Raw genomic sequence first — 12,605 nt, forward strand, 5'->3', positions numbered from 1 at the left:
TGACTGAATATTTATGCGAATTGGTATCATTTACGTGTCAACTGTTGAGCATGCTCCACTCCATAAGCTTGCGATAACCCATAAAATATGAAATACTGTTTTTATATACAGTTTATTTTGTTGGTTTGAGTCTCTCATTCGCTTTGAATATAAATGCCGTATGACAAACGTAATTATGCCTAATGCAAAACGTAAAATAATCCATATAGATATGGATGCTTTTTACGTGTCAGTTGAAATACGAGATAATCCTGAGCTGCAAGGTAAGCCAGTTGCCGTTGGCGGTCCTGGAAATACCAGAGGGGTTTTATCGACGTGTAATTATATTGCAAGAAAGTATGGCGTACGTTCAGCCATGGCAAATAGTGTTGCGTTAAGAAAATGCCCTGAATTATTAATAGTGCAGGGTAGAATGTCGGTGTATAAAGAAACAAGTTCAAGGCTTCATGAGATATTTCAACGCTATACATCAAAAATAGAACCATTATCACTCGATGAGGCCTATTTAGATGTAACTGACTGCCCATTATTTTCCGGTTCTGCAACGTTAATCGCGCAAGATATCAGAAAAGTTATCTTTGATGAGTTACAGTTAACTGCCTCGGCTGGTATCGCGCCACTAAAGTTTCTTGCCAAAATAGCATCAGATCAACATAAACCCAATGGTCAATGTGTTATTGCGCCAGACAGCGTTATGGCGTTTATTGAAAGTATGCCACTGAATAAAATACCTGGTGTTGGAAAAGTCACGTTTAATAAACTTCAACAGCATGGCTTACATACGGGAGCGGATGTTAGGCAAAGCTCACAAACTGTTTTGATGAAAACATTCGGTAAATTAGGCGCTTCTTTATGGCAAAAATGTCATGGCATAGATAATAGAGCGGTAGAGGTTACCAGAGTGAGAAAATCAGTTGGTGTTGAACACACGTTCTCTAAAGATAAAAATGAGCTTGATGAATTAACTGATTATATGTTGCAGTCATTAATACCCGAGTTATTAACACGTTCAAAATCATATACCGTTGAACGTGGGATCAGTAAGCTTGGTGTAAAAGTTAAGTTTAACGATTTTCATCAAACTACCAAAGAAATACAACATCAAGATATTGATTCAGCGTCATTTATATTATTACTAAAAGAAGCATTATCAAGAGGTGAAGGGAAACCTGTTAGATTGTTAGGGGTTCATATTGGTTTAAAAGATATTGAACCAAAGGTAAATCATCAATATCAATTTGAATTAGCGTTGCCTATCAATTAACCGCATTAATATTAAAGATAATATAAGACTAAGGTCACATGTGTTGATATGTAAAATAGACCGTAAACAGTAAAGTGATATACAAGGGTTATGTTTTTTATGAACGGCATAACCCTTGTTTGTATCATAAGACTCTTTAAAGCTTACTTAACCCGAGCTCAGATTACTTAACATCAAAACGATCGAGCATCATCACTTTAGTCCAAGCGGCTATAAAGTCTTCAACAAATTTTTCTTTGGCATCGTCACAGGCATAAACTTCCGCTATTGCTCTTAATTCAGAGTTAGAGGCAAAAACTAAGTCACAACGTGTTGCAGACCAGCGTTCTTTACCTGATTTTCGATCAATACCTTTATACAGGTTATATTCTTCGGATTTCTGCCATTTGGTATTCATGTCAAGTAAGTTGATGAAATAATCGTTAGTTAACATGCCAGAAGTATCGGTTAAAATGCCATGATTACTTTGTAAGTAATTGATATTTATAGCTCTAAAACCACCAATAAGCACTGTCATCTCTGGCGCCGTTAACGTGAGTAAGTTTGCTTTATCTAGCATCAACTCTTCGGGTGTTGTACCCAAATCGCTTTGACTATAATTTTTAAACGCGTCAGCTTTAGGCTCTAAAACGGCAAAGGATTCTACATCTGTTTGTTCCTGTGTTGCGTCAACCCTTCCTGGTTTGAATGGCACCAAAACGTTTTGACCTGCATTTCGGCAAGCGATTTCAATACCTACATTACCAGCAAGCACAATAAGATCTGCTAAAGAAACGCGTTTACTGGTTTTCTCTTTAAAGCCTGATTGAATAATTTTTAGCGTACTGATGGTTTTCTTAAGCTGATCAGGTTGATTCACTGGCCAGGAATTTTGTGGTGCTAAGGCGATTCTTGCGCCATTTGCACCACCACGTTTATCTGAGTCACGATAGGTTGAGGCTGCTGACCAAGCAGTGAAAATCATGGTTGAAACAGGTATATTGGCTTGTTCTATGTGTTGTTTTAAAAGTTTAACATCTGTGTCGTCTATTGCATCAAGGGTGTTACAAGGTAAAGGGTCTTGCCAAATAAAGTCTTCGCTTGGAACCTCTTCACCTAAATAACGGCTTTTTGGCCCCATGTCTCTATGAGTCAATTTAAACCAAGCGCGCGTAAATGCTTCTGCAAACGCGTCAGGGTTTTGATGAAAATGTTTTGAAATTGGCGCGTAGATAGGATCCATTTTTAGTGCCATATCTGCAGTGCTCATAATCGTGGGGATTTTTTTAGTTGCATCATGTGCGGTTGGTACTAGATGTTCGTCCTTAGGGTTGATCGGCGCCCATTGCCATGCGCCCGCAGGGCTTTTTACTAATTCCCAATCATAAGCAAATAATACATCAAAATAACCATTATCCCATTGAGTAGGATTTGCCGTCCAAGCGCCTTCTACGCCACTGGTAATTGTGTCGTTACCTTTACCTGTACCATGAGTATTCATCCATCCAAGACCTACATTTTCTAAGGGTGATGCTTCTGGTTCTGGACCTACATTATTAGCGTCTCCTGCACCGTGACATTTACCAAACGTATGCCCGCCAGCTATCAATGCCACGGTTTCTTCATCATTCATTGCCATACGAGCAAAGGTTTCTCTAATGTCTTTGCCTGAGCCTAAAATATCTGGTTCACCGTTTGGTCCTTCTGGGTTAACGTAAATTAAGCCCATTTCAACAGCAGCGAGTGGGTTGTCTAAATCACGTTCACCTGAATAACGTTTGTCTGTGAGCCATTCTTTTTCTACGCCCCAGTAAATATCTTCTTCAGGATGCCAAATATCTTCTCTACCACCGCCAAAGCCTATTGGTTTTAAGCCCATAGATTCAATGGCACAATTTCCTGTTAAAATCATTAAATCTGCCCATGAAAGACTTTTGCCGTATTTTTGCTTGATTGGCCAAAGTAATCTTCTAGCTTTATCAAGATTGCCGTTATCTGGCCAACTATTGAGCGGTGCAAATCGTTGATTGCCAGCAGAAGCTCCACCGCGCCCATCACCTTCACGATAGGTTCCTGCACTGTGCCATGCCATTCTGATAAATAGTGGACCATAATGGCCATAGTCAGCAGGCCACCAATCTTGGGAATTAGTCATTAACTGAATAAGGTCAGCTTTTAATTGTTTGTAATCAATAGACTTAAAATGTTCTGCATAGTTAAATGTGCTGTCCATGGGGTCAGCTTTTTTATCATGCTGTCGAAGAATTCTTAAATTTAATAAGTTTGGCCACCATTCAGTATTTGTTGTACCGCTATCACCAACCTTTGTATTACTACCGTGGGTAAATGGACATTTGCTTGGCTGTTGTTTTACATCACTCATTGTTTGAATTCCTTGACATCATTTTATGAAAGTAAATCGATTAGACTGCATTATTACTATAGTTAACTCTTTGCAGGTTGCGTTATATTTTTACCTATTGGAACAGCTTTGATAACTTTATTTTGGATGAAAAATAAAGCGATTGTTCTAAAAAAGAGGTAACAACTAAGTTACCTCTTTACTCTTTATTCGTTAAATTTTACCGACTAAATCTAAGCTCGGTGTTAAGGTTGCTTCGCCTTGTTCCCATGCGGCAGGGCATACTTCACCGTCATTTTCACGAACATACTGAGCTGCTTTTACATTTCGCACCATGTCTTTAGCGCTACGGCCAATTCCCCCTGCATGAATATGTGCAACTTGTATGATGCCATCTGGATCAGCCAAGAATGTACCGCGATGTGCCATGTGATCTTCTTCAATCATGACACCAAAACCACGAGTAATATTGCCTGTTTGATCGCCAATCATTGGGAATTTTATTTTACCGATAGCATCTGAAGAGTCATGCCAAGCTTTATGTGAAAAGTGTGTATCGGTAGATACTGCATATACTTCAACACCTAATTTTTGTAATTCTTCATATTGATTCGCCATATCTTCAAGTTCTGTTGGGCATACAAACGTAAAGTCAGCAGGGTAAAATAAAAAGATTGACCATTTTCCTTTTACGCTTTCAGTTGATACTTCAACGAATTCGCCATTGTGAAATGCTTGAGCGGTAAATTCTGGTATTGATTTTCCTATTTGAGCCATGGTTATTTCCTCTTTATAAGTAATAAGTAAACGTTTTAGTTACGCAAAAGCGTGTTTGCTTTCGATGGGGTAATATTATTCGGTATATAATGTTTTGTATAATTGATTGTATCGAAGTTGATGTTTTAAAAAATAGAACGTTAAATGTGGACTATCTGCTTCCCAATGTATTTAAAAATTGAATATAATCTATATATGGTTCTGTTAAATTGATTAATAAACAAGATGATTTCAATAAAGCAACTTTATTACGCACTAGCGGTAGAGAAAACACTCCATTTTAAAAAGGCTGCAGAAGCATGTAATGTTTCACAGTCAGCGTTAAGCACTGCAATTAGCGAGCTTGAAAAACAAATTGGTGTGGTTATTTTTGAACGCAATAATAAACAAGTACTAGTGACTGATGATGGTCAACTTATCCTTAATAAAGCGAAACGCGTTAAGCTTGAACTTGATGAATTATTACAAGTGTCGCAAGTGAATAAGAAACCGTTCTCAAGTGGAATGACTATAGGTGTTATTCCAACGATTGGCCCTTATTTGTTACCAAAAGTATTACCCGAACTAAGGCTACAGCACCCTAACTTTAAACTTAAAATTATTGAGGAACAGTCACATGTCTTGGTAGATTTGGTGCGTACAGGGGAACTTGATGCTGCGATATTAGCATTACCGTTCCCTATTGAAGGCTTAATGAAATTTGATTTCTGGCAAGAAGACTTTTACTGGGTTAGTCATAAAGATGAGTGCCCAAGTCAGATGCAAGAGATCACTAGTGAAGAGTTAGCATTAGAAACGCTGATGTTACTTAAAGATGGTCATTGCTTGAAAGAGCATGCACTTGCAGCTTGCCGTTTTCAATCGCAAAAACAAGATTCAGCCTTTGATTCTGCAAGCTTACATACACTTATTCAGATGGTGGCAGGAAAACTAGGTACAACCCTAGTACCACAAATGGCGCTTGATCAGCTTATTTATCCAGAATCAGAATTAAGTGCTATCCATTTAAATGAGCCAGGGCCTCACCGCACCATTTCATTAATCACACGTCCTAATTATGTGCGAACAAATGAAATTATCGTGTTGAAATCATTGTTTCATGAACAACTACTAGCAAAGTGCCAGTAACCTAGTAGTTAGATTTTTTAGAATGTCATCCTCTATTTATATAAATTTACTGAATTAGTTAAAGGGAAGTTAATATAGGTAAATAAAAAAGGAGATAGCTATGAAAAACATCATGAATCAATTAAGAACGATCTTAGAAAATCAGAAAGAAAAAACACACTTAGTCACATGCAATTATGCAAACAATTACTACGGTGATCAGGTTTGTATGATAAAGAAAGCTGGAAGTTAAGAGAGGTTGCAATGATAGCTTGAGTAATACCAATCGCTGAATGACCGAATATTTATGCGAATTGGTATAATAGGGGCTAGCGGGAAACTAACCCCCATTTAAGTTACTGTAGATTTACTAATTCAAGTTGATTTTCGCTGTTGATATATAGCAACATGCGAGTATCGTCAGCAGAAAGTACTGAATTTAACGGTTGATTACCTTCTGTTATTAGGGTGTTACTCAGTTGTTGTTGTTGATCATAAATGTTGATCAAGAAACCATCATTAGGATCAAATCGCACATAGTTGGCACTATTATTTTGCGTTTTAACCAATTGTAGTGTGGTATTCCCTTCTGCTTGTGGAAGTAACCCTTGGTCAGTATAGGTGTTACCATCAAAACTTATCCACTCACTGGTTGGGCTAACGGTGTAAAGTGCTTGCTCATTATCAGTGACCACAAAGTCGCTAATTGCCTGATCGTCGCCAAGTAATGTAGGTCGATATTGATGACTCAACTGGGCGCTTATTTGCTGAGAGGTAAAATCATTCGCTTTAAGCGTATAACGTTTAAAAGAAGAATCAAGTAAGTCTAATGCATAAACCGTTTCAGTAATATTTGCTTGTTTGATAAGCGAGGTGAAAAAAGCATTTTCGCTGTCCCAAAAAACGCGTTTCAGATCAATGGTGGCAAACTCTAATGCTTGGGTGACCACGAATTCTCTCCCTGATACCGTAATAAAACTCACCGGTTCAAATTCAATATCACTGTCAGTTAACGTGTTAATGGTGTTATCGAGTAAGTTAATTTTATAACGGTGCGTTATTGGTGTTTCTGTTCCGTCTTCAGCGGTTACTGTTTCGTTAGCAATCGCTAAGAGTGTCTCACCATTAGGCGAAAGGACCAGTTGCTCTAATAAGGTATTTTCAGGTGCAACAGCAAACATATTCACTTGTTCACCTGTGTGAATATGATAGGTATATAAGCTGTTATCTTGTGCTAGATAGACATAAGGTAAATAAGTTGAAGTGACAATGCTATTATTATTGAGGCTGATGTTATCAATCACTTGGTTATCGATACTTACTGAATTTACATAGAAAGACACATTAATCGTTTCAGCAACCGCATCATTATCGTCAACGCTTGCAATTGTCACGGTACTTGTGTGTAAACCATCATTAAGTACAACATTGTTATTAATAGCCACTGTGAGCGTATCACTTGAAGGTGTCAACGTAAGCCAAGGGGCGCTAGCAGTGGCTCGCCAATTAACAGTATTAGGACTATTGGTTGAAATACTTACTTGCTGGCTAAGTTTCTCCAAATTAGCTACTTGGCTAAAAGCTATCCCAGTATGACTTGAGTATAAATAATGACGATCTAAACCAAGTTCTACAGGTATAACTTTACTATCACCAGAAGAGGTTTCAGTTAATGTTAACTGAGCTTGATATAAATTAGCTGAATCGAATGTGGTTACATCAGCTGATAAGGTAATCGTCGATGCACCTTCACCAGAAATTTTGTCTAACGTTAACCAGTCAACATCGACCGATGCTGTCCAAGCATTGTTACTCTCACTTGTTATTTCGAGTGTTTGTGAATCAATATTTTCTTCGCCTAACGTCGCTTGGAAAGTAATTTGATCAGTATTAGTGGTTAATTGCCATATAAGTAACGATATATCGATATCGTGATGTACTAAATTCACTTGATTAGCATCACCAGTAGAAACTCTTAACGTTGTGCTGTACTCATCAGGTAAAATGTTGTCGGCATTAACAAGCTTGACAGTGATTTTTGCAGAGCTATCACTTAATTGCTCTGTAGAAAAGTTAAGCCAGCCAACCGGTTGATTATCAGGTGCGTAACCTAGTAATAATCCTTTGCCAGTATAGTCAACGGTAATTGATACGGTATCTTCTGATACCTTCAAGAATTCGTTACTAAAGTTAATAACGCTTGTATCAACAGAAATAGCATAATTCTCAGCTGCTATATCAGCATCGGAGCTACCACCACATGACTGAACTAAAATGACCAATGCCAACGTGTAAATAGTTCGAATAAAGTATCTTGAATATTCCTTCATATAGTTCCCTATATTGATTAGCCGCTTGTTGATTATTATATCAATTGTTAATGGTATTTTGCGTGATTCTTTCGTTATTGTAAAAACTTATCACAATTTAAAGGTGAATGAGGATTTTTTATCAAGTTATAGGTAGAATAGTTAGATGTTTTGCACTAAATTGCTTGTGCCAATTTTATACTGACAAATTGTGACGTGATTAAAGAGATACTGCATACAGGAATTGATCTACTTTCGAGACGAGAGCACTCGAAAAAAGAACTTCTACATAAATTGTTGCAACGAGGCCATGAACCTGATGATATTGTTGAGGTGATTGAATTTCTCGAATCTAACCAGTATCTCTGTGAACAAAGATTCACAGAGTCTGTATTTCGTAGTCGGGTAAATAAAGGGTACGGTGAAAAGTATATTGAACAAGAGTTAATGCAAAAAGGTATTGACAGTTCGCTCGTTAATCAAGTTGCAGCAGAAATGTCGGTTGACTGGCAAGAAATTGCAGCGCAAGTGTACGATAAAAAATTTGGCAATACGCCAATTAAAGATGATAAAAATAAGGCGAAAAGAATTCGGTTCATGCAGTATAGAGGATTTTCCTCGCATGAAATATTCGCACTTATTAATGCAAATTAACTCATAAATTTTAATGATTAAATGTTAGGTATGGCTATGATGAAAACCAGTGCCGGAATAAGAAAGGCATTCTTAGATTTTTTTGCTTCTAAGCAACACCAAATTGTCGCTAGTAGTTCGTTAATTCCTGGTAATGATGCAACCTTGCTCTTTACTAACGCGGGTATGGTGCAATTTAAAGAGGCCTTTTTAGGCGCTGAGCAAAGAAGTTATAGCCGTGCTACAACGTCTCAACGCTGTGTTCGTGCTGGTGGTAAACATAATGACTTAGAAAATGTTGGTTATACCGCTCGTCACCACACCTTTTTTGAAATGTTAGGTAATTTTAGTTTTGGTGACTATTTTAAAGAAGAAGCAATTAGCTTTGCATGGGAGTTTCTAACGCAAGAACTTGGTTTACCAAAAGAAAAACTATTAGTGACCATTTATGAAACAGATGATGAAGCCTACAATTATTGGCATGACATCATCGGTGTACCCCATGAAAAAATCATTCGTATCGGTGATAAAACTGCAGGTAAAAAGTACGAGTCTGATAACTTTTGGTCCATGGGTGACACAGGTCCTTGTGGTCCTTGTAGTGAAATATTCTATGATCACGGCGAAGAAATTTGGGGAGGGCCGCCAGGTTCACCAGAAGAAGACGGTGATCGCTTCATTGAGATTTGGAATTTAGTTTTCATGCAGTACAACCGCCATGAAGACGGTACCATGGAGCAACTACCTAAGCCTTCTGTTGATACGGGCATGGGATTAGAGCGTATTGCAGCGATATTACAAGGCGTACACAGTAATTACGAAATAGATATTTTCCAAGGGTTGATAAAAGATACTGCTGCAATATTGAACTGTGATGATTTAGAAAATAAATCGTTACGCGTAATTGCTGATCATATTCGTTCTTGCTGTTTTCTCATAACTGATGGTGTGATGCCATCAAATGAAGGACGCGGCTATGTGTTACGCCGTATTATTCGTCGAGCAGTACGTCACGGACACAAACTTAACGCTAAATCACACTTCTTTCATAAATTGGTACCATCATTAATTACACAAATGGGTGATGCTTACCCTGAACTTATTGAGCAGAAAGCGATTTTAGAAAAATTATTGCGCATCGAAGAAGAACAATTTGGTCGTACACTTGATCGTGGTATGCAGTTACTTGAAGAAATATTATCTACCTTAGAGGGGGATACCATTAGCGGTGATGATGTTTTTAAATTATATGATACTTACGGATTTCCAGCCGATTTAACCGCAGATATTGCCCGTGAACGTCAATTGAAAATTGATCAAAATGGCTTTGATGTTGCCATGGGGTTACAGCGCGAAAGAGCGCAACAAGCCAGCCAGTTTGGTGCCGACTATAACGAACAGCTAAAATCTGAAAAGAATACCGCTTTTAAAGGTTATACCAATAGTACATTTTCAGCGACAATCGTTGAAATTTTTCATAATGGCAGCTCTGCATCAGTGCTCAATGAAGGCGAGCAAGGGGTTGTTATTTTAGATAATACGCCGTTTTATGCTGAATCAGGTGGTCAAGTAGGTGATACAGGTGTGATTGCTACTGAGAATGGTGTATTTGAAGTTACGGACACTATTAAGGTGGGTAATGCTTTTGCTCATCATGGTATTGCCAAGACTACGATCCAGCTAAATGCGCGTGTGAAAGCAGAAATTAATACTGAACGCCGTGATGCCATTGTTAAAAACCATTCAGCCACGCATATTTTACATGCAGTATTACGCGATGTATTAGGTGATCATGTTACACAAAAAGGCTCACTTGTTGATGCTGAAAAACTACGTTTTGATTTTGCACACTTTGAAGCAGTAACTGAACAAGAACTCAAGAAAATTGAGCACTTGGTGAACTTAGAAATACGCAGAAATCATCAACGTGAAACCGCACTAATGCCAATAGATGAAGCGAAAGAAAAAGGTGCAATGGCGTTGTTTGGTGAAAAGTATGATGACGAAGTACGTGTAGTCACATTAGGTAATTGTTCTATTGAGCTTTGTGGTGGTGTGCATGTTGAACGAACCGGTGACATTGGTTTAGTTAAAATCGTATCTGAATCAGGTATCGCTGCGGGGGTTCGTCGTATTGAAGCGGTATCTGGAGAAGCGGCACTTAATTATATTGATGCACAAGCGGAGGCCTTGGCAACGATTGCGAACTTAGTTAAATCAGACGTGTCAAATACCGTTGAAAAAGTGGAACAAACACTAAGTAAAACGAAACAGCTTGAAAAAGAAATTGCTCAACTGAAACAGCAATTAGCGGCTCAAGCGGGTTCAGATTTATTAAGCCAAGCAAAAGACATTAACGGTATTAACACGTTAATTGCCGAGTTAGACGGAGTCGCTTCGAAAGACTTACGAGGTATGGTAGATGATCTTAAAGTTAAAATTAAAAGTGGCATCATTGTTCTTTCGACAATTAACGATGGCAAAGTAGGTTTGATTGTCGGTGTTACAAAAGATTTAACCGGACAAGTTAAGGCGGGCGAAATTGTTAACATGATAGCCCAGCAAGTTGGTGGTAAAGGTGGAGGGAGACCAGATATGGCACAAGCTGGTGGCAGTGAACCTCAAAACGTACCTAATGCGATGGCAAGTGTTGAACCATGGTTAATTGAGAATCTAAGCTAACGCTTCTGATATCAATGAAATATTTAATAAAGGAAACTTTCGAGTTTCCTTTTTTTATCCCAATTTTTCATTGACTAAAAAACAAATCATTATTGTTTACTCCTTCAACGATGGTAATTGTTAAAGTGACGTTAATCAGAGATGAGTAGAGTATTAATAGTTACATATTTGTTGAAAAAATATCGTAATTTAACTGTCACATGAGAAGAAGCTTGCTAAAATAAAGGTAACTGGTACGACGTTCTTCTAAACTTAGAGTGTTGGGAAAGTATTACGGAATATTTTTCTCTAGGGTAATTGAATTATTGTCACCCAGTGTAAGACTAAATTTTTAACTAGCTAAATTTAGTTTATCCCGTTTTAGATATTAAGGAATTAGGAATGTTAATATTAACCCGTAGAGTTGGAGAAACTTTAATGATCGGTGACGATGTCACGGTCACAGTTTTAGGTGTTAAAGGAAATCAAGTTCGCATTGGTGTTAATGCACCAAAAGAAGTTTCAGTACATCGTGAAGAAATTTATATGCGAATACAGTCTGAAAAGGGCGAAACTACGCCTGGAAATAGTTTTTAACGAAATTGTTTCCCAAAGAAGCCGGCATAGCCGGCTTTTTTATTGCTTTAAAAATAAAGGAGTACGAAAGAAAAGTGCTGGTAATTTGCTCTGGTTGATTGATTTGTCAACAAACAGATGTAAAAGCTAAAAAAATCGTTTGACTTATTTTTTATATCCATTAATATTCGCCCCGTTGGTGAGATGGCCGAGTGGCTGAAGGCGCTCCCCTGCTAAGGGAGTATACAGTTTGTAGCTGTATCGAGGGTTCGAATCCCTCTCTCACCGCCATCTTTTATCTAAGATTTAAAATAGATTATTGCGAACAAGTAACCAGTTGGATAGGCAGTATGCTTGGATAAGATGGCTACGAACTAGGTTCGTTATCCTTAATCAGGATATAAATTATTAGATTATTGCGGACGCGTAGCTCAGCTGGATAGAGTACCTGGCTACGAACCAGGCGGTCGCAGGTTCGACTCCTGCCGCGTCCGCCACTTTCTTTAAGTGGTTAAATATAAAAGAAGAGCTAGTATTAAAGCTTTAATCATTAATACTGCGATTATGTCGCATATCCCTACCTCGGGATATAAAATAACGATTGACCGCGGACGCGTAGCTCAGCTGGATAGAGTACCTGGCTACGAACCAGGCGGTCGCAGGTTCGACTCCTGCCGCGTCCGCCACATTTAAGACCAGTCGTCAGACTGGTTTTTTTATCTCTTGATAGATATTAATAAACGTTTTATCCCTACCTCGGGATATAAAATATTGATTGACCGCGGACGCGTAGCTCAGCTGGATAGAGTACCTGGCTACGAACCAGGCGGTCGCAGGTTCGACTCCTGCCGCGTCCGCCACCTTTAAAGCCAACCTTCGGGTTGGTTTTCTCGTTTAAGAACGATGTATAAAAGAGAAGTAGCTCAGCTGGATAGCG

8 protein-coding genes and 4 tRNA genes are annotated in these 12,605 nt (G+C 38.3%); 9 read left to right on the forward strand and 3 right to left on the reverse strand.

Annotation, left to right across the window (positions count from 1 at the left end):
• Positions 1–160: 160 nt before the first annotated feature.
• Positions 161–1,264, forward strand: coding sequence for a DNA polymerase IV (dinB, locus tag BI291_RS06225; protein WP_083601928.1), 1,104 nt, complete (start codon positions 161–163; stop codon positions 1,262–1,264).
• Between the two features lie 163 nt (positions 1,265–1,427).
• Here dinB and katG read toward each other — a convergent pair whose 3' ends face one another.
• On the reverse strand, positions 1,428–3,626 hold the full coding sequence (gene katG, locus BI291_RS06230; protein ID WP_074497205.1) for a catalase/peroxidase HPI: 2,199 nt from the start codon (positions 3,624–3,626) through the stop codon (positions 1,428–1,430).
• A 192-nt stretch (positions 3,627–3,818) separates the two neighbouring features.
• Positions 3,819–4,382 carry an alkyl hydroperoxide reductase subunit C gene (gene ahpC, locus BI291_RS06235; protein ID WP_074497207.1) on the reverse strand — a complete coding sequence of 188 codons (564 nt, stop codon included), beginning with the start codon at positions 4,380–4,382 and terminating at the stop codon, positions 3,819–3,821.
• A gap of 225 nt (positions 4,383–4,607) precedes the next feature.
• Between ahpC and BI291_RS06240 the strand changes: the two genes are divergently transcribed.
• Positions 4,608–5,510, forward strand: a complete 903-nt coding sequence (locus BI291_RS06240; protein ID WP_074497210.1) for a hydrogen peroxide-inducible genes activator — start codon at positions 4,608–4,610, stop codon at positions 5,508–5,510.
• A gap of 335 nt (positions 5,511–5,845) precedes the next feature.
• Here BI291_RS06240 and BI291_RS06245 read toward each other — a convergent pair whose 3' ends face one another.
• A complete protein-coding gene (locus BI291_RS06245) occupies positions 5,846–7,819 on the reverse strand; it encodes a BACON domain-containing protein (protein WP_074497213.1) in 1,974 nt (657 codons plus the stop codon).
• 195 nt (positions 7,820–8,014) lie between these two features.
• On the opposite strand from BI291_RS06245, the gene BI291_RS06250 reads away from it, so the two are divergent.
• The 7 genes from BI291_RS06250 (at position 8,015) to BI291_RS06280 (ending at position 12,528) form a co-directional block, all read left to right on the forward strand.
• Positions 8,015–8,452, forward strand: coding sequence for a regulatory protein RecX (locus BI291_RS06250; RefSeq protein WP_175573083.1), 438 nt, complete (start codon positions 8,015–8,017; stop codon positions 8,450–8,452).
• A 36-nt stretch (positions 8,453–8,488) separates the two neighbouring features.
• Positions 8,489–11,113: an alanine--tRNA ligase gene (gene alaS, locus BI291_RS06255; RefSeq protein WP_074497218.1), complete on the forward strand. Its 2,625-nt coding sequence runs from the start codon at positions 8,489–8,491 to the stop codon at positions 11,111–11,113.
• A 381-nt stretch (positions 11,114–11,494) separates the two neighbouring features.
• Positions 11,495–11,689 (forward strand): carbon storage regulator CsrA, encoded by a 195-nt coding sequence (gene csrA / locus BI291_RS06260; protein ID WP_074497221.1) that lies wholly within the window; start codon positions 11,495–11,497, stop codon positions 11,687–11,689.
• 177 nt (positions 11,690–11,866) lie between these two features.
• Positions 11,867–11,959, forward strand: a tRNA-Ser gene (locus BI291_RS06265).
• Between the two features lie 129 nt (positions 11,960–12,088).
• Positions 12,089–12,165: transfer RNA gene (locus BI291_RS06270), tRNA-Arg, on the forward strand.
• Between the two features lie 112 nt (positions 12,166–12,277).
• Positions 12,278–12,354: transfer RNA gene (locus BI291_RS06275), tRNA-Arg, on the forward strand.
• 97 nt (positions 12,355–12,451) lie between these two features.
• A tRNA-Arg gene (locus BI291_RS06280) sits at positions 12,452–12,528 on the forward strand.
• Positions 12,529–12,605: the final 77 nt, after the last annotated feature.

Origin of the sequence: Thalassotalea sp. PP2-459 (assembly GCF_001913705.1) — a bacterium.
GTDB lineage: Bacteria > Pseudomonadota > Gammaproteobacteria > Enterobacterales > Alteromonadaceae > Thalassotalea_C > Thalassotalea_C hakodatensis.